Below are 26,941 nucleotides of genomic sequence, written 5' to 3'. Positions count from 1 at the left end.
CGCCGCCGGTCAGCAAAGCCGGATATACTGGCTTCGGAATTCATGCCGCAAAAGATATCTACGAGAAGATACGCGATGAGTAAGCAAACGTATTCCAATATCGTTTTTGGACTAATTATGATCATCTGTGGTCAAGCGATCGCCATTGGCGGCACAGTTACCCAGGCTGACACCTTTCCGGCCTTCCGTTGGGCTGGCTGGGTCGTTTCTCTTGCGGGGGTGGTATTCCTGGCCTACGGCATATATGGGCTATTGAGCAAAATTTGGAAGCCCAGTACCCCAAAGAAGGATCCCGAGCAGAACGACGAGAGTGAATGAATCCACGCGGGGCGGAATTCCGCCCCGTTTTATCATTGACCGAAGCGGGCGCGGCCATGGCCACCCGGCCCGCCACCAATCCGGAGAAGGGCCAGGCGGCAATGGATTTCGTGCAGGGAAGGCAAGTTCCCGGTCCGCCGCCGAGCAATTGGGCAGGACTTGGTGGAGCTATAATTGGTCGCATCGAGGAGAAATTGGATGAATAGTCCCTTATTCTTTCTTTTGCTCGGTTTTATAACTTTTTTATATGGCCTCGATATCGCAAGAACGGGTACTTTTACAAAGGTAGACACATTTCCGGCTCACCCTTGGGCGGGGTGGACGATGGCCGCTTTTGGAGTGCTCATTTTTTGCTATGGACTCAAAAAATTCCTGCTTGCTTGCAACCGCAGACGAAAACAGTGAATATTACTCTGTTGGCGCTTGGGCAGGGGCAAAGCCTTGAATGCCCCCGCTTCGCGTCTGCCGCCACCGCCACTGCGAAGGCGACCATTTCCCGCATGAAGCAACCTCAAGAGGAGCGCTGGAATGACGACTACCCTTTCGGCAACCGAGATCACGAAACAACTTCTTGTGGTCCTGCACGAGTGCCTGCACGGAGCGGACGAAAGCGGCGCGTTCCTCGACCCCGGAGACGACGGACTTTTTTCCCTGCTGGCAGGTCTCTCCGCCGAAGAGGCCTCGCGTCCCGTGGCCGGATTTTCCGTGGCGACCCACGCCTATCATCTGGCCACCAGCTTTGACGTGTTCCTGGACTGGATCACCGGGAAGCGCGACATTGCGCCGGACTGGGACGAAAGCTGGTCGCGGAGTGAAACGGATGACGAAGAATGGGCCGCGCTCCGGCACAGACTTGAGCAGCGCGGGGCCGCTTTGGAGGCCGCCGTGGCCGAGCATGTCCCGGTGGATGCGCAGTCGGCCTGGGGCGCGGCTGGCCTGCTTGCGCATACCGCCTTTCACCTCGGAGCGCTGCGGGTCAAATTCGACCTCCTGCGTCCTTGAGCCCGCCCGCCGGCGCCGGCTATTCCGCCTGAGGCGACACATGGAAGCGATCTCCCTCCGCGCGTCATGGTATCTTTTTGGGTACGCGCTTCCCAAAGAGTGCGTACTTGATCTTTTCCCTCTGCTGCTCCAACCTGCCCCGAACACACCCCAAGACGGAGCGAACGACCATGAAAGCCATCGCCATCAACGGCAGTCCGAGAAAGAAATGGAACACCGCCCGGCTCCTGGAGCAGGGCCTTGCCGGAGCGGCCCAGGCCGGAGCCGCCACGGAACTGGTGCACCTCTATGACCTGCGCTACACGGGCTGCATCAGCTGCTTCGCCTGCAAGAAGCTCGGCGGCGCGAGCTATGGCCGCTGCGCGGTGCAGGACGAACTGAACCCCTTGCTGGACCGCGTGCTCGACGCGGATGTGATCCTGCTCGGCACGCCGGTCTACTTCTGGTCCGAGTCCGGCATGATGCGCTGCCTGCTGGAACGGCTGCTTTTCCCGCTCTACACCTATACTCCGGAACGCACTTCGCTCTATGCGGGCCAGGGCCGCGTCGGGCTGATCTACACCATGAACCTTTCCGAGCAGGACGCCCTGGACATGGGCCTTTTCCCGCACCTGCGCAAGACCAGGGAGTTCATCCACCACGTTTTCGGCAATCTGGAAACCCTGTTCGTGCCGGACACGCTCCAGTTCGACGACTATTCCAAGTACCTCTGCACGCGTTTCGACCCGGAGGGCAAGAAAGCGCACCACGATGCCCAGTTCCCTCAAGACATGGCGGAAGCCCGCGCCCTGGGTCTGCGGCTGGCCGAAAAGCGCAGTTGATCGCGCGGCGGCACCGCCTTTCCCTGATCGTCAAAAAAAAGGCCGCTCCGGATTCCCGGAGCGGCTTTTCGCATGCACGTCGCCGATCGGCGCAACAGGCGGAGGCGGAGCGATCAGCTCCCGGACTCCTTGGCGTCCTCCTCCTCGATGTGGTCCAGGAAGCAGGCGGCTTCCACGAGCCCCGGGTTGAGCCGCAGACACTCGTAGAGATGTTCCAGGCAGCTGTCCTTCCTGCCGCGCTCGTAATAGGCGCGGGCCAGATTGAAGTGCAGGTGGTCGTCTTCCGGATTCACTTCCAGGGCCTTGCGATAAAACCGCACCGCATCGTCGAAAAGGCCCTGCTTGCGCAGAAGGATGCCGAACTCGTTGAACTTGTGGCGCTGCTGTTCCCGGAAGAGATCGTCCACGCCGAAAAGCCTGTCGAGCACGGTACGCAGATCGGTGAAACGTTTCTGGTTGGCGTAGACCTCGGTCAAGCCCGTGTTGGCGTCGATGTTGGTCTCGTCCTGAAGCACGATGGAGCAGAAGAGCTTTTCGGCCTTGTCCAGGCGGCCCATGTCGAAAAAGCGGCGGCCCATGAAGAGCTTCTCGCGCAGGCTCTCCAGGGCCGGGGCCGTGTGCTTGCGAAAGTACTCCATCTCCGGCGTGTAATACTGGAGGAACTCTTCCTTGGTCACGGTCTTGGTCACGCCGGACGGCAGGTGATGCCCATTCAGGGGCTGCACCGAATATCGCTCCTCGTCCAGCCGGATGACGAACCAGTACGTTCCCTGGCGGTAGCTGGAGCCCCGCTCGCCGAACTGGTACTGGTACTTCAGGCTGTGCGAGTAGACGCCGAGCACCTCCCTCCCGCGCTCGTCACGTTCCTGCATCGCTCTCCCTTTCGGTTCGCCCGGGCGCGCCCTTCGCCCCCCGGATCACGGGCGCGCTCCGAGCAACCGCGGCCTCAGCGGCCGCAGCACTTCTTGTATTTCTTGCCGGACCCGCAAGGGCAAAGGTCGTTGCGGCCGACCTTGTCGTCCTTGACCACAGGCTGCTTCGCGGGCTTGTCCGCCTTGTCGCCGCCGCCCGCATAGTTCAGCTTGGCGCGGTCCTCGTGCTGGAACTCCTCCTCGCGCACCTCGTCGCGGATGCGCACGTGGGTCAGGGCGCGCAGGGCGTTCTCGCGCAGGACGAAGAGCATCTCCTGGAAGAGCTGGAAGCCCTCGCGCTTGTACTCCTGCTTGGGATCCTTCTGGCCGTAGCCGCGCAGGCCGATGCCGTCGCGCAGGTGGTCCATGTTCAGGAGGTGGTCCTTCCAGTTGCGGTCCAGGGCCTCCAGCACGAAGTAGCGCAGCACTTCCTGGTATGCGCCCTTGGCCATGGCCTTGAGCTGCTCGAAGACCTCTTCCAGCCATTTGTCCGCGGTTTCGCGGTCGGGCAGCTCGCCCCGGAAGGCCTCGAAGCGCTCGAAGTTGAAGATCTCCTCCAGCCGCTTGCGGGCCTCGGTCTCGGCTTCCTCGTCCCCGGTCTTGCGGCCCTGCTCCAGGTTCGCATAGATGTCGTCCAGCAGGTCGGCGCTGTACCCGGCCACGATCTCGTCCATGGTCTCGGCGGTCATGATCTCGCGGCGCTGGGAGTAGATGACCTCGCGCTGCTGGTTCATGACGTTGTCGAAGTCCAGGAGCTGCTTGCGGATTTCGAAGTTGTGGTTTTCCACGCGGTGCTGCGAGTTCTCGATGGCCTTGGAGACCATCTTGTTCTCGATGGGCTCGCCTTCGGGCATGCCGATGCGCTCCATGATCCCGGAGATGCGGTCCGAGCCGAACAGGCGCATGAGGTCGTCGTCCAGGGCGAGATAGAACCGCGAGGATCCCGGGTCGCCCTGGCGGCCGGAACGTCCGCGCAGCTGGTTGTCGATGCGGCGGGACTCGTGGCGCTCGGTGCCGATGATGTGCAGGCCGCCCAGCTCCTTGACGCCCTCGCCCAGCTTGATGTCCGTGCCTCGGCCCGCCATGTTCGTGGCGATGGTGACCTTGCCCGCGTGGCCCGCCTCGGCCACGATCTCGGCCTCATGCTCGTGGTTCTTGGCGTTGAGCACGTTGTGCGGCACCCGGCGCTTCTTGAGCAGGGCCGAGAGCATCTCGGACTTCTCGATGGACACCGTGCCCACGAGGCAGGGCTGCCCCAGCTTGTGCTTTTCGGCGATGTCCTCGACGATGCAGTCGTATTTCTCTTTCTGCGTGCGGAAGATCAGGTCCGGGCGGTCCTTGCGGACCATCTCGCGGTGCGTGGGAATCACGACCACGTCCAGGTCGTAGATTTCCCGGAACTCCACGGCCTCGGTGTCCGCCGTGCCGGTCATGCCCGCGAGCTTGTCGTACATGCGAAAATAGTTCTGGAAGGTGATGGAGGCCAGCGTCTGGTTCTCGCTCTCCACCTTGACGTGTTCCTTGGCCTCCAGGGCCTGGTGCAGGCCGTCCGAAAAACGGCGGCCCGGCATGAGGCGGCCCGTGAACTCGTCCACGATGACCACCTGCCCGTCGTTGACGACATAGTCCACGTCGCGCTTGAAGATGTGGTGGGCCTTGAGGGCCTGGAGCACGTGATGCTGGGCCGTGATGTGCTGCGGATCGAACAGGTTGTCGATGCCGAGCAGCTTTTCGACCTTTTCCACGCCCGGCTCGGTCAGGGTCACGGCGCGGGCCTTCTCGTCGACCTCGAAGTCGCCGCGCGGCTCCGGCTTCTGCCCGTCCTTCTCCATGGCGATCTCTTCCTCGGTCTTGTCCCACTTCTTCAGATGCGGGATGACCTGGTCGATCTGGCCGTAGAGCTTGGTGGACTGCTGGATGGCGCCGGAAATGATCAGCGGGGTCCGGGCCTCGTCGATGAGGATGGAGTCCACCTCGTCCACGATGGCGTAGTTCAGTTCGCGCTGGACGAGCTGTTCCTTGTAGAACTTCATGTTGTCGCGCAGATAGTCGAAGCCGAACTCGTTGTTCGTTCCGTAGGTGATGTCCGCGCCGTAGGCCGCCTGGCGTTCCTCGTCCGTGAGGCCGTGCACGACCACGCCCACGCTGAGGCCGAGGAATCCATAGAGCCGCCCCATCCATTCGGCGTCGCGCTTGGCCAGGTAATCGTTGACCGTGACCACGTGCACGCCCCGTCCGGAAATGGCGTTGAGCACCACGGGCAGCGTCGCCACCAGGGTCTTGCCCTCACCGGTGCGCATCTCCGCGATGTTGCCCTCGTGCAGGGCGATGCCGCCGATGATCTGCACGTCGAAGTGGCGCATCTCCAGGGAGCGGATGCCCGCCTCGCGCACCAGGGCGAAACACTCCGGCAGCAGGTCGTCCAGCTCGCGTCCGTTCTGGACTTCGGTCCGCCACGCCGATATCTGCGCCCGCATCTCGTCGTCGGAAAGCGCCTTCATGCGGCCTTCCAGGTCGTTGACCTTCTGCACGATGGGCCGGCATTTCTTCAGGTACCGGTCGTTCTTGGAACCGAAAATCTTCTTGAACATGCCTTTCTCCAGTTCTTCCTGGTGGGATTCTCTATGAAAATAATTCGAGCCAGTGGCCTGTTCGCGTCGTTTCCGGCGCGATGGACGCCAGCTCCAGGGCGCAGGCCGTGCAGCCCGTGAGCAGTTGCTCCGCTCCGGCGAGGTCGGCCGCCCTCCGGGCGGAAACAGCCTCGGCCAGTCCGGGCGCGGCCAGCCGCAGAGCGCCGCCGAATCCGCAGCAGCGGTCCGGCAGGGGACGCAGCCGCCCGCCCAGCACGGCCCGCAGCAGGGCCAGATCCTCGTCCGGTTCGGGCGCGTGGCAGGGGCGGTGGTAGCCCACGGCCTGCGGCGCGTTCTCCGATACCACAAAGCGGGCGGATTTCAAAAGCCGGGCCAGAGGCGTGACCCGCCCGGCCCAGAGCGCGGCTTCGTCCCCGTCCGTGAAAAGTTCCCCGTCGGCGGCGTATTCCGCAAGCCCCCGCACGCAGGAGGCGCAGTACGCTACCAGCGCGGGCCGCCCTGCCGCGCGCCAGATCTCCACGTTTCTCCTGCGGGCCTCGGCCTGTTCTTCCAGCAGGCCCGCACCGCCGAGCGTGGAGCCGCAGCAGGCGAAGTCCGCGTCGATGCGCGGCAGGCCGATCCCGGCGAGCAGACGCCTAGCCGCTTCGTCCCAGTCGGGCCGGGCGAACCGCCCGGCGCAGCCCGAAAACAGCAGCGCCTCGCGCGCGCCGGTCCATTCCTGCGCTTCCGCCTTTGGTCCGGCCGTGAGGCGTACATAAGCATCGATGCGCGGGCGGTCCAGACCCCGCAGCGATTTCAGCAGCGCGCCGAAACGTCCGGGGAACAGGCTTTCCGGGGTTCGGCCCAAAAATTTTCCCGCTCGGAAGGCGGCGGGCCAGAGCGTTTCCGCCCGGCCGATCCACTGCTTCCAGAGCCATTCGCGCCAGCCCGGATGCGCGGCCCGCAGCCGGGCCACCAGGGAAGCCGGTTCGACCCCCTGGCCGCAGGCCTCGGCGCAGCGGCCGCAGCCCAGGCAGAGCGCGGCCAGCCGGGCCGCGTCGCGGCCGTCCAGTTCTTCGGGACGCTCCAGCAGATGCGCGGCCAGCCGGGCCTTGGCGCGCGGGGCCAGCTCCTCCCGGCCCGTGGCCCCCAGCAGCGGGCAGACCGCAAGGCACTTGCCGCAGAGGATGCAGCCGGAGCCGTCCCGCGCCTCGCCGCGCCCCCCTGCACCGCTCATGCCCACTCCTTGCCGGGGTTCATGATTCCGTGCGGGTCGAACGCGGCCTTGAGCCGCCGCATGATGTCCAGCTCCACCGGGCCGATCTGGTCCGCGAGCCAGTCCTTCTTGGACAGGCCCACGCCATGCTCGCCCGTGATGGTCCCGCCCAGGGAGAGCACGAGCTTGAACAGTTCGGCCTTGGCCTGCCGGGCCGCGTCCGCCTGCCCTTTGGCCCGGTCGTAGAGGATGTTGGAGTGCAGGTTGCCGTCGCCCAGGTGGCCGAAGCAGGCCGTGCGCAGGCCCAGGCGCTCGCCGATGGCCGCCAGGCCGCGCACCGCCTCCAGCACTCTGCCGCGCGGCACGGCCACGTCCTCGCCGCTCTTGTCCGGAGCGAGATGAAACAGGCTGGGGCTGACGGCCCGGCGCACGTCCCAGAGGATTTCCTCGTCCGGGCCGGAGGCCGTTTCCAGAAATACGGGCGCGTATTCGTCCAGCGCGCTCCCAAGGGTCTGCGTCTCGGCGCGCACCGCCGCAGCCGAGCCGTCCAGCCGGAAGAGCAGCGCGGCGCGGGCGCGGCCCAGCCAGGCGTATTCCGGCCCGGTGAACTCGCGGGAGAGCGCCTCCAGGGTCACGGCGTCCATGAACTCCAGGGCCGAGGGCAGCAGCCCCGCCTGGAAGACCCCGGCGGCTGCGGCCAGGGCGGTCTCGAAATCCGCGAATCCCGCCAGGGCCGAGGCCGAGGCTTCGGGCAGGGGCAACAGCTTGAGGGTCAGCTCGGAAAAAAGCGCCAGGGTTCCGGCGGACCCCGCGAGCAAACGGGTCAGGTCCAGTCCGGCCACGTCCTTGTGGCAGCGGGAGCCCAGGCGCAGCACCTTGCCGCCGGGCAGCACCGCGCGCATGCCCAGGAGGTGGTCGCGGGTCACGCCGTACTTGAGCGCGCGCATGCCCCCGGCGCAGGTGGAGACGTTGCCGCCCAGGGTGGAAATCTTGATGGACGCGGGATCCGGGGGATAGAAGAGCCGCTGCCGGGCCAGCTCGGCCTGGAACTCGGACGTGACCACGCCGGGCTGGACCACGGCCACGAAGTCGCGCGGGTCGATGTCCAGGATGCGGTTCATCCGCAGGAAGGAAACCGCCACCCCGCCGCGGATCGGCACGGTCTGGCCGACCTTGTTCGTGCCTCTTGCCCGCGCATACACGGGCACGCGCTCGGCGTCGGCCCACTTGAGCAGCTCGCAAAGCTGCTCCTCGCTCTCCGGCCGCACCGCCGCCCAGGGCGCGGCCTCCTTCTGGCCGGCGTCGCCCGCGAAAGCCACCAGCTCCTCCGGCGCGAACACGGCTCCGTCGCCGGGGAAAAGCCCGGAGAGAAAGCTCCGCCCGGAAGCGGAAAGATCATTCGCCATTTTCGTTCTCGCCCATGCCCCTCTTCGCCCATTGCAACAAATTCTTGCCCACGGTGTAGCAGTAGAGGCTCGCGGGAATGAAATCGATCCGCTGCCCCTGCACGCTCCTTTCTCCGCTTCGGGTCTTGGTGGTCACGGTGACCGTGGAAGCCGGCGCGCGCAGCACGTTGCGCGCAAAGGTCAGCAGGCCCTTCAGTTCCTCGGGGGAATCATAATAGCGATCCGTCCACTTGACCTCCAGCGCCCAGCGAGGCTGGCCGAGCTGATCCAGATGCACCAGATCCACCTCCCCGGTCTTCCAGCGGGCATAGGCCAGCTCTTCCCGACAGTGGAACCATTGGCTGAAGATCGCTGTTTCGGTCAGCAGCCCCATGGCCTCGTCCCCATCCCGGACCGGACTGAACAGCGCGGCCCGCAGGGAGGGATTGGTCAGGTAGACCTTGAAGCTGCGCTCGCGCTGAAACCAGCGTCCGTGCTCGTCCATGCGCCGGACCTTGCGGATCAAAAAGGCCGCCTCCAGATATTCCAGATACTTCCTGATCGTATCCTTGCTCACCCCGGACGACTTGGAGAGCTGGTCCAGTGAAAGCACGTTCCCGCTGTTGTAGACCACGGTATTCAACAGCCGGTTCAACTCCTGAATGTCCTGGATGCCGTAGAGACTGGGCAGGTCGCGCAGCAGCACCTTGTCCACGATGTCCCGCTTGATGAAGCGGGCGGGGTCGCCGCGCACCTCCGGATCGGCCACGGCCTCGGGATAGCCCCCGTAGTTGAGGTAGTTCAGGAATTCGGCGTTGAGCCCCGCCATGTCCCGGACGGAATAGTTAGGCAATTCCGGCTGGTGCGCCTCCTGCTCACGGACCAGCTCCCCTTCCCTGCCGATCAGGGCAAGGTATTCCGCAAAGGTCAGCGGGGGCAGGAGATAGTCCGTGAAACGCCCGGCCCCGGACTCGTCGCTCTTGAGCTTCAGAGCGGCGGCGGCCGAGCCGGATACGGCCACACGGGCGTGCAGATATGTGTCCATGAGGCTCTTGAGGTGCCGCTCCCAGTCCGGAAGGTACTGAATCTCGTCGAAAAGAACGACCATACGTTCCTGGCGGTCGATGCCGTTGCGCTCCATGAACAGACGCATCAGACGTTCCAGCGGCATGCCCTGGAACAGGGGCATATCCACGGAAACATAAAGAATCCTGGTCGGGTTCTGGCCGGCACGGAGCAGTTCGGCCACGGTCTGGAAGAGCATCACGGTCTTGCCCACGCGGCGCGGCCCCATGAGCACCACGGCCCGGCGCACCGTGCTCACGGCCAGCAGGCGGTAGAACTCCGGAAAATAGTCGCGACGGCCCAAGTCGTCGTAGAACGCGGCAACGCCGCCGGACTCCCACCAGGGGTTATCCGAAACCATGCGTTCCAGGACTTCGCGTTCCGAGACATTCAGCACGCTCTCACGCCTCCTGATAAGCGGAAGGATTTCTCGCTATTTCCGAAAGGTGCGGCAACCAACTAAAAATATTGATTGATTTGCCATACGATACGAGCAGGCAAACCACACGCTTGCTCGTAAGACTAATCTATTAGTCCTATCTGTCAAGAGAGAGGCAACGCTCCGAAATCGCAGAGGAAATATTGCGGAAATAAGCGCGCCTACTTGTACGCGGCGAGTTGGCGGGCCGTGTCGCGGGCCATGTCGCGGGCCTTGAGGTCGTCGCGGCGGTCGTGGACGTTCTTGCCCCGGCCGAGCGCGATCTCCAGCTTGACCCGGCCGCCCCGGAAATACATGGACACGGGGATCACGGTCAGGCCCTTCTGGTCCACGCGGGCCTGGAGCCGCTCGATCTCGTGCTTGTGCAGCAGCAGCTTGCGGGGCCGCTCCGGGTCGTGCTGGTCATACGGGCCGGTGTGGTCCCAGGGCGCGATGTGCACGCCCACGAGCCAGGCCTCGCCGTCCTTGAGGCGCACGTAGCCGTCCTTGAAGGCCACGCGGCCCTCGCGCAGGGACTTGACCTCGCTGCCCACCAGGGAAAGCCCGGCCTCGAAGGTTTCCAGGAACTCGTACAGGCGTCTGGCCTGCTTGTTCACGCCGATGGTCTTGCGACCGTCGCCGGAAGGGGATTTTGATTTTTTCGCCATGGGATTGAGAGGCTAGCCGGGAAGCTCCTCGCTGTCCAGCAGGGACGCGAAGAACATCAGCTCCTCGGGATACTTCTTGAAAATCGAGTCCTTGACCATGCGGTTGATCCTGCCCACGGTCTGCTGGCTGATCACGTCGCGCAGAAGCTGGCGGCATTCGCCCATGCGGGTCTGGCGGATGATGCGCTTGATGCCGGGAATGGCCTGGGGCGAGAGGGAAATGCAGTCGATCTGCATGCCCATGAGGATCGGCACGCAGAACGGGTCGGAAGCCACCTCGCCGCAGAGGCTGACCTCGATGCCCGCCTGGTGCGCGGCGTCCACGACCTGCTTGATGGAGCGCAGGATGGCCGGGTGCAGCGGCTGGTACAGATAGGAAACATTGGGATTGGTCCGGTCGATGCCCATGCTGTACTGGATCAGGTCGTTGGTGCCGATGGAGAAGAAGTCCACCTCGCGGGCCAGCAGCTCGGCGATCATCACGGCGCTGGGCAGTTCGACCATGATGCCCACGGGCATGTCCGGATTGTAGGGCACGCCCCGGCGCGAAAGCTCCAGCTGGGCCTCCTTGAGCCGCGCCTTGGCCCGGCGCAGCTCGCGCAGGCCCGAAATCATGGGAAACATCAGCGAGACGTTGCCGTAGACGCTGGCGCGGAGAATGGCCCGCAGCTGGACCTTGAACAGTTCCGGGTGCTTGAGGCAGAAGCGGATGGCCCGCAGGCCCATGGCCGGGTTGGCTTCGTCCAGTTGGCCGAATTCGGTGATGTTCTTGTCCGAGCCGAGGTCCAGCGTGCGGAAGACCACCTTGCGCGGGGACATGATGCTGGCCAGGTCCACGTATTTTTCGGCCAGCTCGTCTTCCGTGGGCAGGTCCGTGCGGTTCAGGTAGGAATATTCGGTCCGGTAGAGGCCGATGCCCTCGCCGCCGTTGTCGATGACGGCGGTGACCTCTTCGAGCAGCTCGATGTTGGCCAGCACCTTGACCCGGAAGCCGTCGCTGGTCTCCGCGGGGAGCAGGCAGCGGCGGATGATCTTCTTCTGGTATTCCTCGAACCGGGAGGCGAGCGTGTTGTACTCGAACAGCTCCTCCTCGTCCGGATTGACCACGATGCGGCCCTTGATCCCGTCGATGACCACGAGGTCGCCGTCCGTGACGGAGTTTTCCAGCTCCTGCACGCCTACCAGGGCGGGAATGCCCAGGGTGCGGGCCATGATTCCGGTGTGGGAGGTCTTGCCGCCGCGCGTGGTGGCGAAGCCGAGAATGCGGGAAACGTCGATTTCAACCGTGTCCGCCGGGGTCAGGTCGTGGGCCATGATGATGGCCCTGCCCCCGATGGTGGTCAGGTCGCGCACGGTGCCGAGCAGGTGCGTCTGCACCCGGTCCGCCACCTGGCGCACGTCCTGGAAGCGTTCCTTGAGATAGACGTCGTCGAAGCCGAGAAAAGCCTGGGCCAGTTCGGAAACGGCCTTTTCCAGCGCCCATTCCGCGTTCACCCGCAGGGTCTGGATGTGCTCCTTGGCGCGGCCCATGAGCTTGGGGTCGCGGAGCATCATCAGGTGGGAATCGAGAATCAGGCGGTGCTGTTCCAGCTCGCCGGGAACCTTGTCCCGGATGCTTTCCATCTCCTGCCCGGCCACGAGAAAGGCGTTTTCCAGCCGCCCCTTCTCCGCCTCGACCATGTCCGCGGAAACCGTGTGCCTGGGCAGCACCGAGCGATGGCTGCGGTTGACGAAAACCGCCTTGCCGATGACGATGCCCGAGGAAACCGGGATTCCGGTGATGATCTTGTCGGCCACTACTTCCCTTCGCCGAAGCGCTCCTTGAACAGCTTTTCGATGCGGTCGAGGGCGGACTCGGCGTCCTCGCCCCTGGCCTTGAGGTCCAGCCGCGTGCCTTGGGCCGCGGCCAGCGTGAGCAGGTCGAGGATGCTTTTCGCGTCCACTTCCTGCCCGTCGCACTCGAGAGATATATCGCTCGTGAAGGACTGGGCCAGTTGCGCCAGCGCTCCTGCCGGACGGGCGTGCAGGCCAAGCTGGTTGGCCACCACCACCCGCCGGACCAGGAACTGGCCTCCGGCGTTTTCTTCGTTCACGGCGCCTGCGGTTTCTTCCATCGTATTCTTCCCGTTTTCTCGCGCATGCCAACGCACGATTCCTAACAGATAATCTTCAGCCCGTCAGCCGTTCGAACAGCATTTTCACGCCCCCGGCGATCCAGGGCAGCGCGCCCATGACCAGGAGGAACGCCACCAGCACCACTTCGCGGGGAACCTGTCGGTGTTGGAGAAAGCGGGCGAAAAAGGCCATGCCCAGCGTCATGTAGATCCAGTCCGTCCAGAGCAGGGGACGGGGCCAGGCCAGCAGCCAGAGGCAGAGCAGCAGCAATCCGTTGAGCAGCTTGATCCGCTGCCCCCAGTTGATCAGATCCCATCTTCGCAGACCTTCGAGAAAGGCCAGTCCCCGGCGGTGTCCGGCCCAGAAGGTGTAGACCCGGAAAAATTGCAGGCCGACGAAGAATCCGGCGCCCACGAGCAGCGGCAGGGTCCGGCAGCCCGCAAGCAGAAGGCAGATAGACGACAAGGCCCAGAAAATCAAGAGGCTTCCGGCGAAGACGGAGTCGCCTATGCCCGAAAGCGTGTACCCCGCCGTGTCCTTGAGCCGCTCGATCATCTTGGCGGGCATGTGCCCGGCGGCCACGTGCCGCTCCGCCGTGAGGAAGATGCCCACGAGGCAGGGCAGCCAGAAAAGATGCGTGTTGAAATGGTTGACGTAGCGGCCGCGCGCTTCCATGAGCGTCTGGGGTGTCTTGTGGATGGCCCGCAGTCCGGGGTCCATGGCGTAGGACAGGCCCACGCTGTAGTAGCCGCGCGCGTTGAAGCACGCGCCCGCGAGATAGCAGCGCAGGTAGCAGTTCACCAAAGCCCGGCCTTCGCCGGAAATACCTTTCGCCCCCAATGGGCCTCCAGCAGGTTGCTCGTCCAAATTGCGCCGGGCCGCGCGCCCCGCGCCCCGGAACTACCGGACGATGCTATACCGAACGAGAATGCGATAGCAAGCCACAGCGAACACGATCTTGAACAGATCCCAGAGGATGAAGGGATAGAAGCCCACGGCCAGGGCCTTGTCCAGGCTCATGTCCAGGGCGCGCATCAGCCAGAGCACCCCCCCGGCGTAGACCACGGCGAGGCCGATCAGGCCGAAGAGGAAGCCCCGCGCGAACGAGAGCATTTCGCCCCGCCCGCCCGTGGCCAGGCCCGCGATCGCGGCCATGAGCACATAGGTGTAGAGGTAGCCCGCTGTCGGCCCCATGAGCACGCCCAGGCCGGAGTTGCCCCCCGCGAAAACCGGCAGGCCGGCCGCGCCCGCCGCCAGATAGAGCAGCAGGCAGGCCGCGCCGCGCTTGGGGCCGAGGATGAATCCGGCCAGAAAGATGAACAGCGGCTGCATGGACACCGGAACCGGGCCGATGGGCACGATGAGGTACGCGCCCGCCGCCACCGTGGCGGCCAGAAGCGCGGTCCAGACCAGCTTGTGCAGTTCTCCCAGTGGCATCCGGCTCATCACGCCCCTCCTGAATAATCTTCTCCGCGCTCCGGGCGCAGGCCGAGGCCGCGGGCCAAATCCCGATCCTCTGCCGCGTCCCGTCCCTTGAGCGTCAGATAGTCGCCGACCATGATCCCGCTGGCGCCGGAGCGAAACGGCTCGGCGCGGTGCTCCGGACCGAAAACGTCGTGGCGGCCGCCGCAGATGCGGATCTGCCTGTCCGGCAGCAGAAAGCGGAAAAGCGCCACGATCTTGAGCGCCTCCCCCCGCGAAAGCACGGGCCTGTCCGCCAGCGGGGTGCCCGGCACGGGGTGCAGAAAATTCACGGGCACGGAATGCACGCCCAGGTTGCGCAACTCCAGCGCCAGCTCGACCCGGTCCGCCCAGGACTCGCCCAGCCCGAAGATTCCGCCGGAGCAGACCGTCAGCCCTTCCTCCACGGCGTCGCGCACGGACTGCACGTCCTCTTCGTAGGCGTGGGTCATGCAGATGCGCGGGAAAAAAGCCCTGCCCGTCTCCAGGTTGTGATGGTACGCGCCGCAGCCCGCCATCTTCAGCTCCCGCAGCCGCCCACGGTCCAGGACGCCCGGCGAGCAGTCCGCCCGCAGCCCCAGCGCGGAAACGGCGCGCAGCGTCTCCAGAAGCCTGTCGAAATCATGGTTCGAGAGGCGCTTGCCGCTGGTGACGAGCGAAAAGCGCGTGGCGCCCGCGTCCCGCAGGGCCTTGGCCGCGCGCAGGATCTCGTCCAGGGGCAGAAATTCGTGCCGGGGCGAAACCGCCTTGTGGTGCGCGGACTGGGCGCAGAAGGCGCAGTTCTCGGAGCAGGCCCCGGAGCGGGCGTTGACGATGCCGCAAAAGGAAACGGCGTCGCCGAAATAATGTTCCCGAACCCGCTCCGCCGCCTCGGAAAGTTCCGCTGCGGCCTCTTCGGGCCAGTCCGTCAGCGCCCTGATCGCCTCCTCGTCCGGCAAGCGTGCGGACAAGGCTCCCGCCACCAGCGCGTCCAGGATGTTCCGGTCCGCCGCGTCCGCCTCTTCCACACCTGGAGAATCCGTGTTTTTATTCATGCGGGATTGTGCATGGCATACACTTCCTTGGCTGTCCAGCCCTTGACCCGCGCGGCAACGCGCCGGGCCACCTCCTTGGGCTTACCCCCGGCTTTTGTCTCCTCGGCCAGGGCCAGGGCCACCTCCGCCTCCGGGGTCCGCTCGTTCCCGGACGCCGGGCCGACGACCACGGTGATCTCGCCGCGCAGCTCCAGGTCCATGCCCTCCAGCGCGCCGAGCCTGCCGGGCAGGAATTCCTCGTATTCCTTTGTCAGCTCGCGGGCGATGCAGAATTCCCGGTCGCCCAGGGCCTGGTGCGCCGCCTCCAAGCTCTCGCGCAGGCGCGACTTGCGCTCGAAGAAGACCAGGGTCGCGCCCGTGTCCCTGTGGGCCGCGAAAAAGCGCTCGGCCTGCGATGTCTTGCGGGGCGGGAAACCCAGAAACGAGAAGGGATAGGGCGGCAGCCCGCAGGCGGAAAGCGCCGCCAGCGGCGCGCTCGGCCCCGGCACGGGACGCACGCGCACCCCGGCCTCGCGGCAGGCGCGCACGAGCCGGTAGCCCGGATCGGACAGGAGCGGGGTGCCCGCGTCCGAAACCAGGGCCACGCTCTGCCCGGCGAGCAGCCGCTCCACCACGGCGGGCGTGCGCTGTTCCTCGTTATGCTCGTGAAAGCTCGTGAAGCCCAGGCCGTCCTTGCGGGCGATGCCCAGGCGCGCAAACAGCAGCCCGGAGCGGCGGGTGTCCTCGGCCAGGACCAGGTCGGCCTCGCTGAGAATGCGCGCGGCGCGCGGCGACAAGTCCTCGGCGTCGCCCAGGGGCGTGGCCACCACATACAGAACGCCGAGCCCGTCGGACGCGGGAAGAAGGGGAGTGATTTCGTCGGACATGCCGCATCATCCGGCATGAACGGGGAAAAGGCAAGAAGATGCCCCCGGCCCGGCTTCCCCCTAATATTCTTCGGATCGGATGATGGCTTCGCGCATGCGCCGGCGGTTTTCGGCCTCGCGGGCGCGGCGCTCGGCAGTGGGCGTGTCCAGGTCCAGGGGCGGCACGGAACGGGGCCTGCCGTTCTCGTCCAGGGCCACGTAGGTCACGTAGGCGGAGTTGGTGTGGCGCACGTGCCCGGTGATGGGGTTCTCGGCCTCGACGCGCACCCCGACCTCCATGCTCGTCCGGCCCACGTAGTTCAGGCTGGCCTTGAAGGTCATCAGCTCGCCCACGTAGGCGGGCTCCAGAAAATCCATGCGCTCGAACGAGGCCGTGACCACGTTGGCGCGCGCGTGGCGCATGGCCACCACGCCCCCGGCCGTGTCCACGTGCTTGAGGATCACGCCGCCGTGCAGGTTGCCCGCGGGATTGGCGTCCTCGGGCAGGGCGATGTGGGTCATGACCACCGCGGATTCCGAGGCTTTTTTCGGATTCACTCTTTTTCCCCCAGGCCGCGCCCATACTCGACGCGCGCCTTGTAGACCATCATGCCGATGCGCTTGCCCAGATCCCGCTCGCGGGTCTTGATCAAGGCTTCGGAAGCATCCCGGTTGCCCTGCGCCTTGAGCAGGGTCGCGGATTCCAGGTCGCGCAGGTAGGCCTCGCATTCACGGATGATGCCGGAAAGATCGATGGTTTCCAGTTCCTTCGGCACGCGCACGGACTTGACCTTGCGGCTCATCTGGTCCCCCCCGGTTGTCTGTGAGCCGGAAACGGCCCTGCGTTCGGTGCGGCAGGGCGCATTACATTTTGATGTCGGTTCGTATCGGGATTGTCAAGTCGCGGCGGGAGCAAAAGCCCGCCGGGCACGGCGCGCGCGTTATTATCGGCCCAGCTTGCGCCGCAGGGTCTCGCCCAGGCTCCCGGCCGCGCCGCGCACTTTTTTCGCCGCCAGCGACACCTGCCCGGCGATCCGGGCGGCGGTCCTTCCGGCGAGCTGCCCCGCTCCCTTGCCTTTGTCCGCGGCGTGCCGGGTCATGGCCTTGGCCGCGACGCGCGCGGCTTCCTTCTGGGTCTTCCCGGCGGCCAGCTCCTCGGCGAAGACCGCCCGGCCGTGGGCCAGCACGTCCTCGCCCATGTCTCGGAGCTTTTCCACGGCGATGTACCGGACGATGGCGGTCCAGAAGGCCACATCATTCCCCTTTGCGGCTGCCCTGGTACAGTTCGTAGAGCAGCAGGCGGCATTCGATCTTGGCGTTGAAGAACGGGATGCGCCGACGAGTCTTGAGCCCCACGCGCTTGGCCAGGATCGGATTTCCCGTGAACACGCCGCCCGTGTAGCCGGAGCAGCGCTGCTTGAAGAAATCGCCGATGGCCGAATAGACCTCGCCCAGGACGTCCTCCTCGCCGAGGCGCATGCCGTATTCCGGGTTGAGGATCACGCAGCCCGGCTGCTCTTCGGTCGCTTCCGGGACTTCCGTTTCCCGAAAATCGCAGACTGCGAACTCCAGGAAGGGGGCCAGCCCGGCCCGCTCGGCATTGGCGCGGGCAGCGGCCACGGCAGCGGGGTCGTGGTCCGTGAGCACGATGCGCCCGCCGGGGGAGTCGTGCTCTGCGGCGCGGGCCTCGGCGCACAGGCGCTGAAACGCGCCGGGGTCGTAGGTCTTCAGGCCCATGAAGGCGAAGCGTTCGCGCAGCAGGCCCGGCGCGCGGTTCAGGCTCATGAGCGCCGCCTCGCAGCCCAGGGAGCCGCTGCCGCACATGGGGTTCACGAAAAGTCCGCGCTTGTGTCCGGCGGCCATGACGATGCCCGCGGCCAGGGTTTCCTGGAGCGGGGCCTTGTGGGGCTGGAGCTTGTAGCCGCGCCGCGCCAGGGGCTCGCCGGAGGTGTCCAGATAGAGCGTGGCGCTGTCGCCCTGCCAGTAGAGGAATACCGAGGCTCCGCGCTGGTCCGGGCCGGAATCCGGGCGCTGCCCGGTTTTCTTGCGGATGCGGTCCACCACGGCGTCCTTGATCTTGAGCGCGGCGTGGCCCGAGTGCTCGCGGCCCCGATTGTTCACGGCGGCGCTCACGGTCACGTAGCCGTCCTCGGGAATCCACTCCTCCCAGGGCAGCTTGACGGCGCGGGCGTGCAGCAGGCTCGCGTCCGGAGCGTGAAAATGCCGCAGCTCCAGCAGCACGCGGTGGCCGGTGCGCAGCCAGAGGTTCAGGCGCATGGCCTCTTCCAGGCCGCCCTGGGTTTCGACGCCGAGCGGCAGTTCGCGGCGCACGGGCAGGCCCAGGGCCTCGACCTCGGCGCGCAGCCAGGAGGACAACCCCTTGGGGCAGGTGATCAGTAAAGGATAGGTTTCAGACATATGCCAGGGCATACGATGCGGGCGGGCGCTTGGCAAGCGCCCCGTCGCGGCGAATCAATCCGGCGGCCCGGTCCGGCGGCCTGAGACGCCGAGCTGACACGGCAACCGGATACGCCGTCAGGCTCCGGTGCCGGATTCCGGGTCCGGCGGGGAGACCGGCTCCGAAACGGAGGCGGCAGGGGAATCCGGCGCAGAGTCGGCTTCGGCGCGCAGCACGCGCACGCCCTCGCCCAGCAGGCAGACCACGGCTAGGCACAGCGGCAGCGCGGCCGAGCCGTCGTACAGCAGGGGGAAGACCACGCCCTGGGCCAGGGCCAGGGCCATGATCCCGGCCATGGCCCGGCCCGGAGTCACCGCGGTCAGCGCCATGCTGGTCAGCAGCAGGGCCAGGAGCGGCAGCGCGCCCCAGACCAGGGCCGCCCGCATCCAGAACGAGGGCACGGCGCGGGGCGGAAGGCTGAAATTCATGTCCGGCATGCCCAGGGCCGAAGCGGCCTGCTCCGGCAGGTGGAAATCCAGCGGCCAGGGACCGAAGCCCTTGAGCAGGGCCAGGGGGTGCGCGGCAAAGCTCTCCAGCCCGGCCATCCAGGTCATGTAGACCTGCATGCGCCCGTCCATGTGCAGCGGCGTGCCGCCGTAGAGCGGTCCGGCCACGCCGCCCGCGCAGGCCAGGGCGAAGCCGATGCGCGCCTCGAGGCGCTCGCGCGAGAGGAACAGGTAGGCGCTTCCCGCGGCAAGCTGGGCCGCGGGGGAGCCGCAGCCGAGCAGGCCCGCCATGATCGTCATGCTCTGCCAGGAGGGAAAGCGGCCCTTGCGGTCCGCGTCGTCCACGCCGAGCAGCAGGGCCAGGCCCAGGAGGAAGGCGTGGCGCTCGGCCAGGCTTCCGTCCAGGAGAACGCCGCCCGGCACGGGGAACCCCGCCAGGAAGCTGGCAAAGGCCACGTCCGCGACGACCAGCATGCCGAGCAGCGTGCCGAAACGGCGGAACCAGACGCGCGCGGGCGCTCCGAAGCTCATGGCCCAGGTTCCGGCCAGCAGCGTGAAGATCAGGGGGGCGGTTTCGGGCAGGGCCAGGAGCCAGAAGCGTTCGACCGGGAAGAACGGCCCCTGGAGACGGGGCAGGCTGAGCTTGATCAGGCAGAGGGCCAGCAGCGCGCCGCAGGCGGCCGCGAGCAGCGCCATCCAGACGGGAACGCGCTTCAGGGGGTTGCGCCGGGTGGCCAGCGCGGCCACGGCTCCCAGCAGCCCGGCCCCGGCCAGGGCCAGCCAGGGCCAGCCCGAAGGAACCCAGCCCGGCATGCGCAGGGAAGGCGCGAAGCGGGAGACGGTCCAGGAAAGCGGCAGCAGCAGATAGGCGAGCGCCAGGGGAGCGGCGGCTAAAACGCCGCGCTCCCTTGCGGGCTGGGTCACCTGGCCGTTTTCGTCACGCATGTCTGCTCCCTACCCCGATCACCGGTCCCGGTAAAGGCCGGGATTTCGGGTCACTCCCCGCGATAGAGCGCAGCCGCGCGCTTTTTCAGGCGCAATCGGTTGAAATACTTCGCCGGGCCGGACGATGGGCGCGGCGGTTCGCCGCCCGGCCCGTCCAGCAGGATGTCCAGAACGTGGCGCGTGGGCGCATGGGGCGCGAGCCGCTCCAGACAGCCGGAGCAATACACGGCCAGTTCCCGTCCCCGCGCCTCTTCCAGCCGGGTCTTCAGCCAGTGGTCGGCCAGTTCCGGATGGGCCACGGCCAGTCCGCCGCCCTCGCCGCAGCAGATCGCCTTGTGGTGCGCGTGGCGCATTTCCGAAACCGAGCAGCCGTGGTTCCAGAGCAGGTCGCGCACGGCGGAGTGCACGCCCTTTTCCGCCCGCAGCACGCAGGGGTCGTGCACGGCGGTCTTGATCCGCTCCATGCCGGGACCGGGTTCGGGATCGCCCTCGGCCAGCACCTCGTAGACCGTACGCACCGCAAAGGACGGCTTCGCCTCCCGCAGGGCGTTGAAGCAGTTGGGACAGGCCGCGAGCAGCTCCTCCACCCCGGCCTCTTCCAGGCGGGACGCAAGGGCGCGGCTCTGCTCCAAAAAAAAGTCCGTGCGCCCCAGCATCAGCGAAGGCTTGGCGCAGCAGCGCATCACGAAGCCCGTGGCCGGATCATCGGCGCGCAGCTTTTCCAGCACGCGCCAGACCGTTTCGGGCCGCGTGCCCGACAGGGAGCAGCCAGGGAAGAACACCCGCCGCACCCCGCGCGGCAGGCCGAAAAAGGAGAAGGCCCCGGTCAGGCCCGTGCGCTCGTAGCGCAGCAGGGGCTTGTAGGGCTTGAGCCGCTGCGGCTGCTCCGCCGCGGCCTCGCGCCGCAGGGCCGCGAAGAGGGAGCGCGGGTCCAGGCCGCTTACGGTGCAGACCTGGGTGCAGAGCCCGCAGAGCGTGCATTCGAAGGCGGCCTCGCGCGCGCCTTCCACGTCCAGCTCGCCGGAGAGCAGCCGCGAGGCCATCTCGCCGGGCATGCCCCACTTCTTGATCAGCGGGCATTCCTTCAGGCACATTTTGCAAAGCTTGCAGCCTTGGGCCAAGGTCTGCGCGCATGCGGCCGCGGACTCGTGCGGCAGGGCGTGATCCGGTATTTCGGGCATGGCCCCGCCTTACTCCCAACTCATGGAAATGGCAAGGGATCGACGTTTTAACCTAATATAGTTTCACTCGCGCCATTATTTTGATATATCCCCCCTTCGCAACACATACCGGAGAACAGAGCATTGACGCGCCCCAAGTTCGCCCCCCCGGCCCTCGCGGCCCTGATCCTCGCCTGCCTGGCCATGACCGGCTGCGGCGCGCTGATGCGCGGGGCCGCCTCCCCGATCATGGAGAACCTCTCGTCCTCGGTGAAGCGCCAGCAGGATCTGGAAACCGTGCGCCAGGGCATTCCCTCCTATCTGATCTTCATGGACGCCCTGGTCCAAGGCTCGCCCGACGACGAGGACACCCTGGCCGCCGCCTCCGGCCTGCTCACGGCCTACGCCGTGGCCTTCACCCTCGACGGCGACCCGGAACGGGCCAGGCTGATGACCGCCAAGGCCCGCGACTACGCCATACGCGCCCTTTCCGAGCGCAGCGACGATTTCGCCCGGCTCTGGGACAAGCCCGCCGCCGAATTCGGCCCGGTGCCCGCCAGCCTGGACAAGGGCGACCTCAAATACATCCACGCGGCCGTCAATGCCTGGGGCGCGTACATCAAGGCCCGGCCCGGCTCCTGGACCGACGTGGCCGACGTGCCCAAGCTCCAGGCCCTGGCCGAACGCATGCTCCAGCTCGACGAGACCTACGCCGACGGCGCGCCCCATGTGCTCATGGGCATCCTCCAGACCCTGCTGCCGCCCGCCTACGGCGGCAAGCCCGAACAAGCCCGCGCGCATTTCGAGCGGGCCATCGAAATTTCCAAGGGGGCCGATCTGCTGACCTACGTGACCTTCGCCAAGAGCTACGCGCGCCCCCTTCAGGACCGCGAACTGCACGACAGGCTCCTGGCCCACGTCATGGACACGCCCGCGGACGTGCAGCCCGATCTGGCCCTGCAGAACACCCTGGCAAAGCGGGAGGCCGCCGTGCTCCTGCAGGAGGCGGACGACTTCTTCTAGCCGCCGCCCGACCGCGGAACCACTCCGCGGACACCCAAGACAAAAGAGGACCATGCCCATGAACCGTTTTTCCATACTCGCCCCGCTCCTGGCGCTCGCCCTGGCCTTGCTCGGCGGCACCGCCGGAGCCGAAACCCTGAAGATCGCCACGCTCGCGCCGGACGGCACCACCGTGACCACGTCCCTGCGCGAGGGCGCCAAGGAAGTGGAGATCGCCACCCAGGGCCGCGTGCAGGTCAAGATCTACGCGGGCGGGGTCATGGGCTCCGACGCCCAGGTAATGCGCAAGATGCGCGCGGGCCAGCTCCAGGCCGCCACCCTTTCCGCCGGTTCCCTGGAACAGATGGACTTCAGCTTCGGCATCATCGGCATGCCCATGCTCGTGACCACCCCGGCCCAGGCCGACGCGGCCCGCGCCGCTGTCGAGCCCGAGCTGCTGCGCCGCATGAAGGCCAAGGGCCTGGACTGCACCGGACTCATCGAGGTCGGGTTCATCCACGTCATGGGCGCGGTGCCCGTGCACGGCCCCGCGGACATGACCCGGATCAAGCCCTGGCTGCCCGAAGGTTCCCAGCTGGGCCAGGACGCGTTCAGCGCCTTCGGCGTCACCCCCATTCCCCTGCCCCTGCCCGACGTGCTCACCGGGCTCCAGACCGGAGTCATCGACACCGTGGTCTCCTCGCCCGTGGCCGCGCTGGCCTTGCAGTGGTTCACGCGCATCAAGCACATCATGGACGAGCCCCTTCTCTATTCCTACAGCACCCTGGCCTTCCAGGACCGCGCCCTGGCCAAGCTTTCGGACGCGGACCGCAAGACCGTCATGGACATCTTCACGCGGCGCATGAGCGAAGTGGACAAGAGCGTGCGGCTGGAGAACGACTCCGCGCTCCAGGCGCTGCTGGCCCAGGGCATCACCCTGGAACCCGTCACGCCGGAGGGCCACGCGCGCTTCAAGGCCGTTGCCGACGAGCTGGTGGAGCGCTACCGCGACGAGGGCAAGCTCGACCCGGCCCTGCTTGAAAAGGTCCGCGCCGCCATCCGGGCCGTGAACTGAGCAAGCCCGCGATGGAAAGCCGTTCCCAAGCCTCGTTTCCCCGCAGGGTGCTGCACGCGCTGGAATCCGCCGAGACGGGCCTGCTCGTGCTGTCCCTGGCGGGCATGATCGTGCTCGCCGTGCTCCAGATCGTGCTGCGCAACGCCGCCCAGACCGGACTGGTCTGGATCGACCCGCTCCTGCGCCGCCTCGTGCTCTGGATCGCCCTGCTGGGAGCCATGGTCGCCTCGCGCAACCAGGACCACCTTTCCATCGACGTCATCAACCACTTCCTGCCGCTGCGGGCCGCCGCCTTCTGCAAGGGGCTGGCCTACCTGTTCACGGCCCTGGTCTGCGCGGCCCTGGCCCACTCCTGCGGCCTGTTCCTTCTGGACGAATACGAATACGGCATGCAGGCCATGCAGGGCGTGCCCTCCTGGGTGGTCGAGCTGATCATGCCGCTGGCCTTCGGGGTCATGGCCCTGCGCTACCTCGCGGCCGGGCTGGTCCTGCTCCGCGATCTCGCCCGCGGGGTCGTGACCGGGGAGCGCCCATGCTGATCAAGCTGCTGCTCGGCTGCTTCGCCCTGATGGGCACGCCGCTCTTCGCCCTCATCGCGGCCACGGCCATCCTGGGATTCATGTCCGACGGGCTGGACCCTTCCCTGGTGGCCATGGAAATCCACCGCCTCGTGGACACGCCCGTGCTGGTGTCCATTCCGCTGTTCACCTTCGCGGGCGAGCTCATGGCCCGCTCGCGCACCTCGGAGCGGCTGGTGGGCTTTTCCAAGGCGCTGCTCGGCTGGATGCCCGGCGGCCTGGGCATCGTCACCCTGCTGGTCTGCGCGGCCTTCACCGCCCTGACCGGAGCTTCGGGAGTGACCATCATCGCCCTGGGCGCGCTGCTCTACCCCTCGCTCGCGGGCGAGGGCTACCCGGAGCGCTTCAGCCTCGGACTGGTGACCACGTCCGGCAGCCTGGGCCTGCTCTTTCCCCCGGCCATTCCCCTGATCCTTTTCGGCATCATCGCCCGCGAGGACATCAACAACCTCTTCCTGGCGGGCATCGTGCCGGGCGTCCTGATGATCCTGCTTCTGGGCCTCTGGTGCGTGCGCCAGGGCCTGAAGAGCCGCATTCCCCTGACCCCCTTCCGCCCGGCCGACATCGCCTCCGCCGCGCGCAAGGCGGCCTGGGAGCTGCCCCTGCCCGTGATCGTGCTCGGCGGCATCTACTCCGGCTGGTTCGCCCTGGGCGAGGCCGCCGCCGTGACCGCGGCCTACGTGCTCCTGGTGGAGGTCGCCATCTACCGCGACGTGAAGTGGCGCGAGCTGCCGGGCATCATGACCCGCAGCATGACCCTGGTGGGCGGCATCCTGATCATTCTGGCCGTGTCCCAGGCATCCACCAACCTGCTCATCGACCAGGAGGTGCCCCAGCGCCTCTTCGAGTTCGTGCAGGGTTTCGTGACCAGCAAATGGTCCTTCCTGATGCTCTTGAACATCTTTCTGCTCGCGCTCGGCGCGGTGCTGGACATCTTCTCGGCCACCGTGCTGGTGGTGCCCCTGCTGCTGCCCATCGCCGCGGGCTACGGCGTCGATCCCGTGCACCTGGGCATCATCTTCCTGGCGAACATGGAAATCGGCTACTGCACGCCGCCCGTAGGCCTGAACCTGTTCATCGCCAGCTACCGCTTCCAGAAGCCGATCCTGACCACCTGCCGCTCCACCCTGCCCTTTCTGGCCATCCTGTCCGCCGTGGTCCTGCTGATCACCTACGTCCCGGCCCTCTCGCTCTGGCTGCCCGGCCTCTAGGCTCCCCCCCGGCCTTGCGCCTCGACGCCCGCTCAGGTAGGCCTGTAGTGTCTGGCGTCTTCCCGGAAGCGCCCCGCTCCGGCCTTCCCGCACTTCAGCAAGGAGAGCGAACATGCCCCGATACGGATTTCTCGGCCTCGGCATCATGGGTTCGGCCATGGCCGCCAATCTCGTCCGCGCCGGATTCGGCGTCACGGTCTGGAACCGCACCCCGGAGAAATGCGCCCCGCTCGTCGCCCTCGGCGCAAAGCAGGCCGCGACCCCGCGCGATGCGGCCGCGCACAGCGAGATCACCTTTGCCATGCTCGCGGACCCGGCAGCGGCGCGGCAGGTCTGCTTCGGACCCTACGGCGTGCTCCAGGGCCTGGACGAGGGACGCGGATACGTGGACGTCTCCACCGTGGACGACGCCACGGCCAGGGACGTGGGCGCGGCCGTGCGCGAATGCGGCGGACGCTTCCTGGACGCGCCCGTTTCCGGCACGAAGAAGCCCGCCGAGGACGGCGCGCTGGTGTTCCTCGCTTCGGGCGACCGCAGACTCTTCGACGAAGCGGCCCCGGCCCTGGACGCCATGGGCAAGAAGAGCTTCTATCTCGGCGAAACCCCGGGCCAGGGCACGCGCATGAAGCTGGTCATCAACTCCATCATGGGCAGCATGCTCACGGCGCTGTGCGAAGGGCTCTCCCTGGGGCTCAAGGGCGGGCTGGAAGGTTCGGACATGCTGGAGGTGCTCGCCTCCGGAGCCGTCGCGAACCCCATGTTCTCCATCAAGGGCGCCATGATGCTGCGCGACGAATTTCCCGCGAGCTTCCCGCTCAGGCACATGCAGAAGGACATGCACCTGGCCCTGGGACTGGGAAACGACCTCGGACAGGCCATGCCCTGCGCTGCGGCGGCGGGCGAGGCTTTCAAGAAGGCGCGGGCCGGGGGGCTCGCGGACGAGGACTTCTCCGCGCTGTTCCGCCTGTTCCGCTGACGCGGAAAACGCCGCGGACGCCATGGGAAAAGGCGCGGATCGCTCCGCGCCTTTTCTTGGGAAGGAGGAATGGCTAAGACCTGGAAAGGTATCGACGGTGCTCACTATTTCCGATTTCCCGCAGGAATCGGCAAACAACCGCTTCCGAACCCGACAACGGCGACCATCCGTCCGGCACTGGTTGATTTCCCCATAGCACGAAATTGTTTTTTGCGTAAAGCCCCTCCTGATATTTTTCGTCCGCTTCGCAACGATTTTCCGGCGGCCTTGCCTCCGGCTTCCGCCTGTACTACAGCAGCGCAATAATCCCACGACCACTTCGAGGCACCATGTCCCAGCGCTCCGACACTTCCGCGACCGAAACGCCCTCCCGCGTCCATAGCCGCGTCTCGCAGCGGTTCGCCGTCCGCCTGGGCGCGTCCTTCGCCCTTGCGCTCGTCCTGGTCACCATCCACATCCCGGTCCTGCACCGGGCCGTTTTCGAAAATCCCGCCTTGGAGCGGCTCGATCAATCGGGCTTCCGCTACATCGACGACGCCCTGGTCAAGGCCGGCGCGGCATTCGGCGCGGCCCGCGCCGCCAACGCCTTCATCTCGCTGCTCCAGTCCACCGAGGTGGAAGCGGGCATCGGCGTGGGCGTGGTGGTGGGTGTGGGTGAAGTGCTCGACCCGCTCAACGATCTCGTGGAACGCTTTTCCTGGGTCATGCTCGCGGCCCTGACGTCCCTCGGCGTGCAGCGTTTTCTCCTGGAAATCGCGCCCTGGGCCTGCGTGGACGTGCTGCTCTCCCTGGCCTGCGTCCTGGGGCTCGTGGCTGTCTGGCTGCGGCCCGGCACAGGGGAAACCGGCATGGCTGCCCGCGCGGCCAGAACCCTGCGCACCATCGGGCTGCGCGTGGCCGTGGTGGCGGTGGCCCTGCGGCTGCTCGTGCCTCTGGGCGCGCTGGCCAACGAATACGTCTACGACCGCTTTCTGGCCGCCCGACAGGCGGACGCCGCCGCGCAGGTGGAGGTGTTCCGGCAGCAGATGCAGGAGCGCGAAGGCCAGGGCGCGCTGGAGCAGCTTTCCGGCATTCGCTCGGCCCTGCAACGCATCCGGGGCATGGTGGAGGATTTCGGCAGGCACGTGCTCGAACTGCTCGTGCTTTTCGTGATTCAGGCGGCGGTGCTCCCGCTGCTCACGCTCTGGATGATCCTCTGGCTCGTGCGCAGGCTCGGATCACGCATCGATCCGGCCCCCGCCCTCAGAGAATGAGCCGCGCC

Annotated in this window: 29 protein-coding genes; 11 read left to right on the top strand and 18 right to left on the bottom strand. The window is 66.6% G+C overall.

The annotated features are described in order from the left end of the window. From G452_RS19190 to G452_RS0111035, 4 genes are all read left to right on the top strand, one after another. A partial coding sequence (locus tag G452_RS19190; RefSeq protein WP_027189198.1) for a hypothetical protein occupies positions 1-318 on the top strand: 318 nt, incomplete at its 5' end. Next, positions 315-524: a hypothetical protein gene (locus G452_RS21495; protein ID WP_155887672.1), complete on the top strand. Its 210-nt coding sequence runs from the start codon at positions 315-317 to the stop codon at positions 522-524. The genes G452_RS19190 and G452_RS21495, both read left to right, overlap by 4 nt. A 322-nt stretch (positions 525-846) precedes the next feature. Next, a complete protein-coding gene (locus tag G452_RS19185) occupies positions 847-1,320 on the top strand; it encodes a DinB family protein (RefSeq protein ID WP_022662322.1) in 474 nt (157 codons plus the stop codon). Positions 1,321-1,490: 170 nt separating this feature from the next. Beyond that, positions 1,491-2,141, top strand: a complete 651-nt coding sequence (locus G452_RS0111035; RefSeq protein ID WP_022662321.1) for a flavodoxin family protein — start codon at positions 1,491-1,493, stop codon at positions 2,139-2,141. 113 nt (positions 2,142-2,254) lie between these two features. On the opposite strand, the gene G452_RS0111030 is transcribed toward G452_RS0111035, so the two are convergent. The 18 genes from G452_RS0111030 to G452_RS19170 all read right to left on the bottom strand — a co-directional run bounded on the left by G452_RS0111030 (position 2,255) and on the right by G452_RS19170 (position 20,859). Then, positions 2,255-3,013 (bottom strand): tetratricopeptide repeat protein, encoded by a 759-nt coding sequence (locus G452_RS0111030; RefSeq protein ID WP_022662320.1) that lies wholly within the window; start codon positions 3,011-3,013, stop codon positions 2,255-2,257. Positions 3,014-3,087: 74 nt separating this feature from the next. After that, positions 3,088-5,643, bottom strand: coding sequence for a preprotein translocase subunit SecA (secA, locus tag G452_RS0111025; RefSeq protein ID WP_022662319.1), 2,556 nt, complete (start codon positions 5,641-5,643; stop codon positions 3,088-3,090). Between the two features lie 31 nt (positions 5,644-5,674). After that, positions 5,675-6,859, bottom strand: coding sequence for a (Fe-S)-binding protein (locus tag G452_RS0111020; protein ID WP_022662318.1), 1,185 nt, complete (start codon positions 6,857-6,859; stop codon positions 5,675-5,677). Next, entirely contained in the window at positions 6,856-8,244 is a 1,389-nt protein-coding gene (locus tag G452_RS0111015) for an FAD-binding oxidoreductase (RefSeq protein ID WP_022662317.1), read from the bottom strand. The genes G452_RS0111020 and G452_RS0111015 overlap by 4 nt, the downstream gene beginning before the upstream one ends. Continuing rightward, entirely contained in the window at positions 8,234-9,685 is a 1,452-nt protein-coding gene (locus G452_RS19180; RefSeq protein ID WP_022662316.1) for an ATP-binding protein, read from the bottom strand. The genes G452_RS0111015 and G452_RS19180 overlap by 11 nt, the downstream gene beginning before the upstream one ends. A 203-nt stretch (positions 9,686-9,888) precedes the next feature. Further along, entirely contained in the window at positions 9,889-10,374 is a 486-nt protein-coding gene (gene smpB, locus G452_RS0111005) for an SsrA-binding protein SmpB (RefSeq protein WP_022662315.1), read from the bottom strand. Positions 10,375-10,386: 12 nt separating this feature from the next. Next, positions 10,387-12,171: a phosphoenolpyruvate--protein phosphotransferase gene (ptsP, locus tag G452_RS0111000; RefSeq protein ID WP_022662314.1), complete on the bottom strand. Its 1,785-nt coding sequence runs from the start codon at positions 12,169-12,171 to the stop codon at positions 10,387-10,389. Further along, positions 12,171-12,488 carry an HPr family phosphocarrier protein gene (locus G452_RS0110995; RefSeq protein WP_022662313.1) on the bottom strand — a complete coding sequence of 106 codons (318 nt, stop codon included), beginning with the start codon at positions 12,486-12,488 and terminating at the stop codon, positions 12,171-12,173. The genes ptsP and G452_RS0110995 overlap by 1 nt, the downstream gene beginning before the upstream one ends. Positions 12,489-12,543: 55 nt before the next feature. Continuing rightward, positions 12,544-13,329 carry a PTS system mannose/fructose/sorbose family transporter subunit IID gene (locus G452_RS19175; RefSeq protein ID WP_022662312.1) on the bottom strand — a complete coding sequence of 262 codons (786 nt, stop codon included), beginning with the start codon at positions 13,327-13,329 and terminating at the stop codon, positions 12,544-12,546. A 60-nt stretch (positions 13,330-13,389) separates the two neighbouring features. Continuing rightward, positions 13,390-13,935, bottom strand: coding sequence for a biotin transporter BioY (locus G452_RS0110985; protein WP_022662311.1), 546 nt, complete (start codon positions 13,933-13,935; stop codon positions 13,390-13,392). Further along, positions 13,935-14,984: a biotin synthase BioB gene (gene bioB, locus G452_RS0110980; RefSeq protein WP_051142038.1), complete on the bottom strand. Its 1,050-nt coding sequence runs from the start codon at positions 14,982-14,984 to the stop codon at positions 13,935-13,937. The genes G452_RS0110985 and bioB overlap by 1 nt, the downstream gene beginning before the upstream one ends. Then, positions 14,981-15,850 carry a 16S rRNA (cytidine(1402)-2'-O)-methyltransferase gene (gene rsmI / locus G452_RS0110975; protein ID WP_022662309.1) on the bottom strand — a complete coding sequence of 290 codons (870 nt, stop codon included), beginning with the start codon at positions 15,848-15,850 and terminating at the stop codon, positions 14,981-14,983. Before rsmI ends, bioB begins: the two co-directional genes overlap by 4 nt. Before the next feature lie 60 nt (positions 15,851-15,910). Continuing rightward, positions 15,911-16,387 (bottom strand): acyl-CoA thioesterase, encoded by a 477-nt coding sequence (locus G452_RS0110970; RefSeq protein ID WP_022662308.1) that lies wholly within the window; start codon positions 16,385-16,387, stop codon positions 15,911-15,913. After that, entirely contained in the window at positions 16,384-16,632 is a 249-nt protein-coding gene (locus tag G452_RS0110965; RefSeq protein ID WP_022662307.1) for a hypothetical protein, read from the bottom strand. Before G452_RS0110965 ends, G452_RS0110970 begins: the two co-directional genes overlap by 4 nt. A gap of 141 nt (positions 16,633-16,773) precedes the next feature. Beyond that, the gene (locus tag G452_RS0110960; RefSeq protein ID WP_022662306.1) at positions 16,774-17,082 is read right to left on the bottom strand and encodes a hypothetical protein; all 309 of its coding nucleotides are present in this window, start codon (positions 17,080-17,082) and stop codon (positions 16,774-16,776) included. A 1-nt stretch (position 17,083) separates the two neighbouring features. Further along, complete coding sequence (locus G452_RS0110955) at positions 17,084-18,247, bottom strand: THUMP domain-containing class I SAM-dependent RNA methyltransferase (RefSeq protein ID WP_027189194.1); 1,164 nt, start codon at positions 18,245-18,247, stop codon at positions 17,084-17,086. Between the two features lie 117 nt (positions 18,248-18,364). Next, positions 18,365-19,678 (bottom strand): hypothetical protein, encoded by a 1,314-nt coding sequence (locus tag G452_RS0110950; protein WP_022662304.1) that lies wholly within the window; start codon positions 19,676-19,678, stop codon positions 18,365-18,367. Between the two features lie 50 nt (positions 19,679-19,728). Continuing rightward, a complete protein-coding gene (locus tag G452_RS19170) occupies positions 19,729-20,859 on the bottom strand; it encodes a (Fe-S)-binding protein (RefSeq protein WP_022662303.1) in 1,131 nt (376 codons plus the stop codon). 123 nt (positions 20,860-20,982) lie between these two features. Here G452_RS19170 and G452_RS0110940 point away from each other — a divergent pair, with 123 nt between their 5' ends. The 7 genes from G452_RS0110940 (at position 20,983) to G452_RS0110915 (ending at position 26,933) form a co-directional block, all read left to right on the top strand. Beyond that, positions 20,983-21,861: a TRAP transporter TatT component family protein gene (locus G452_RS0110940; protein ID WP_022662302.1), complete on the top strand. Its 879-nt coding sequence runs from the start codon at positions 20,983-20,985 to the stop codon at positions 21,859-21,861. Between the two features lie 58 nt (positions 21,862-21,919). After that, positions 21,920-22,915, top strand: a complete 996-nt coding sequence (dctP, locus tag G452_RS19165; RefSeq protein WP_162141300.1) for a TRAP transporter substrate-binding protein DctP — start codon at positions 21,920-21,922, stop codon at positions 22,913-22,915. A gap of 11 nt (positions 22,916-22,926) precedes the next feature. After that, positions 22,927-23,454: a TRAP transporter small permease gene (locus G452_RS0110930; protein ID WP_022662300.1), complete on the top strand. Its 528-nt coding sequence runs from the start codon at positions 22,927-22,929 to the stop codon at positions 23,452-23,454. Then, a complete protein-coding gene (locus tag G452_RS0110925) occupies positions 23,448-24,704 on the top strand; it encodes a TRAP transporter large permease (RefSeq protein ID WP_022662299.1) in 1,257 nt (418 codons plus the stop codon). Before G452_RS0110930 ends, G452_RS0110925 begins: the two co-directional genes overlap by 7 nt. Positions 24,705-24,816: 112 nt before the next feature. Continuing rightward, a complete protein-coding gene (locus G452_RS0110920) occupies positions 24,817-25,680 on the top strand; it encodes an NAD(P)-dependent oxidoreductase (RefSeq protein ID WP_022662298.1) in 864 nt (287 codons plus the stop codon). Positions 25,681-25,749: 69 nt separating this feature from the next. Continuing rightward, positions 25,750-25,986 carry a hypothetical protein gene (locus tag G452_RS21490; protein ID WP_155887668.1) on the top strand — a complete coding sequence of 79 codons (237 nt, stop codon included), beginning with the start codon at positions 25,750-25,752 and terminating at the stop codon, positions 25,984-25,986. A gap of 23 nt (positions 25,987-26,009) precedes the next feature. Beyond that, positions 26,010-26,933: a hypothetical protein gene (locus G452_RS0110915; RefSeq protein ID WP_022662297.1), complete on the top strand. Its 924-nt coding sequence runs from the start codon at positions 26,010-26,012 to the stop codon at positions 26,931-26,933. The last annotated feature ends 8 nt before the right edge of the window (positions 26,934-26,941 follow it).

The sequence above is a fragment of the Paucidesulfovibrio longus DSM 6739 genome (assembly GCF_000420485.1).
GTDB lineage: Bacteria > Desulfobacterota > Desulfovibrionia > Desulfovibrionales > Desulfovibrionaceae > Paucidesulfovibrio > Paucidesulfovibrio longus.
Note: the sequence above shows the minus strand (reverse complement) of the source record. Positions and strands in the feature narration are given on the sequence as shown.

Excerpts from the sequence above, each read along its gene's own strand:
- G452_RS19170 (WP_022662303.1), bottom strand. The coding sequence starts at position 20,859 with ATGCCCGAAATACCGGATCACGCCCTGCCGCACGAGTCCGCGGCCGCA.
- G452_RS0110915 (WP_022662297.1), top strand. The coding sequence starts at position 26,010 with ATGTCCCAGCGCTCCGACACTTCCGCGACCGAAACGCCCTCCCGCGTC.
- G452_RS0110950 (WP_022662304.1), bottom strand. The coding sequence starts at position 19,678 with ATGCGTGACGAAAACGGCCAGGTGACCCAGCCCGCAAGGGAGCGCGGC.
- secA (WP_022662319.1), bottom strand. The coding sequence starts at position 5,643 with ATGTTCAAGAAGATTTTCGGTTCCAAGAACGACCGGTACCTGAAGAAA.
- smpB (WP_022662315.1), bottom strand. The coding sequence starts at position 10,374 with ATGGCGAAAAAATCAAAATCCCCTTCCGGCGACGGTCGCAAGACCATC.
- G452_RS0111015 (WP_022662317.1), bottom strand. The coding sequence starts at position 8,244 with ATGGCGAATGATCTTTCCGCTTCCGGGCGGAGCTTTCTCTCCGGGCTT.
- dctP (WP_162141300.1), top strand. The coding sequence starts at position 21,920 with ATGAACCGTTTTTCCATACTCGCCCCGCTCCTGGCGCTCGCCCTGGCC.
- G452_RS0111035 (WP_022662321.1), top strand. The coding sequence starts at position 1,491 with ATGAAAGCCATCGCCATCAACGGCAGTCCGAGAAAGAAATGGAACACC.
- G452_RS0110995 (WP_022662313.1), bottom strand. The coding sequence starts at position 12,488 with ATGGAAGAAACCGCAGGCGCCGTGAACGAAGAAAACGCCGGAGGCCAG.
- G452_RS0111020 (WP_022662318.1), bottom strand. The coding sequence starts at position 6,859 with ATGAGCGGTGCAGGGGGGCGCGGCGAGGCGCGGGACGGCTCCGGCTGC.
- G452_RS0110985 (WP_022662311.1), bottom strand. The coding sequence starts at position 13,935 with ATGAGCCGGATGCCACTGGGAGAACTGCACAAGCTGGTCTGGACCGCG.
- bioB (WP_051142038.1), bottom strand. The coding sequence starts at position 14,984 with ATGAATAAAAACACGGATTCTCCAGGTGTGGAAGAGGCGGACGCGGCG.
- G452_RS0110965 (WP_022662307.1), bottom strand. The coding sequence starts at position 16,632 with ATGAGCCGCAAGGTCAAGTCCGTGCGCGTGCCGAAGGAACTGGAAACC.
- G452_RS0110920 (WP_022662298.1), top strand. The coding sequence starts at position 24,817 with ATGCCCCGATACGGATTTCTCGGCCTCGGCATCATGGGTTCGGCCATG.
- G452_RS0110955 (WP_027189194.1), bottom strand. The coding sequence starts at position 18,247 with ATGTCTGAAACCTATCCTTTACTGATCACCTGCCCCAAGGGGTTGTCC.
- G452_RS0110930 (WP_022662300.1), top strand. The coding sequence starts at position 22,927 with ATGGAAAGCCGTTCCCAAGCCTCGTTTCCCCGCAGGGTGCTGCACGCG.
- G452_RS21490 (WP_155887668.1), top strand. The coding sequence starts at position 25,750 with ATGGCTAAGACCTGGAAAGGTATCGACGGTGCTCACTATTTCCGATTT.
- rsmI (WP_022662309.1), bottom strand. The coding sequence starts at position 15,850 with ATGTCCGACGAAATCACTCCCCTTCTTCCCGCGTCCGACGGGCTCGGC.
- G452_RS0110925 (WP_022662299.1), top strand. The coding sequence starts at position 23,448 with ATGCTGATCAAGCTGCTGCTCGGCTGCTTCGCCCTGATGGGCACGCCG.
- G452_RS0111030 (WP_022662320.1), bottom strand. The coding sequence starts at position 3,013 with ATGCAGGAACGTGACGAGCGCGGGAGGGAGGTGCTCGGCGTCTACTCG.
- G452_RS21495 (WP_155887672.1), top strand. The coding sequence starts at position 315 with ATGAATCCACGCGGGGCGGAATTCCGCCCCGTTTTATCATTGACCGAA.
- G452_RS19185 (WP_022662322.1), top strand. The coding sequence starts at position 847 with ATGACGACTACCCTTTCGGCAACCGAGATCACGAAACAACTTCTTGTG.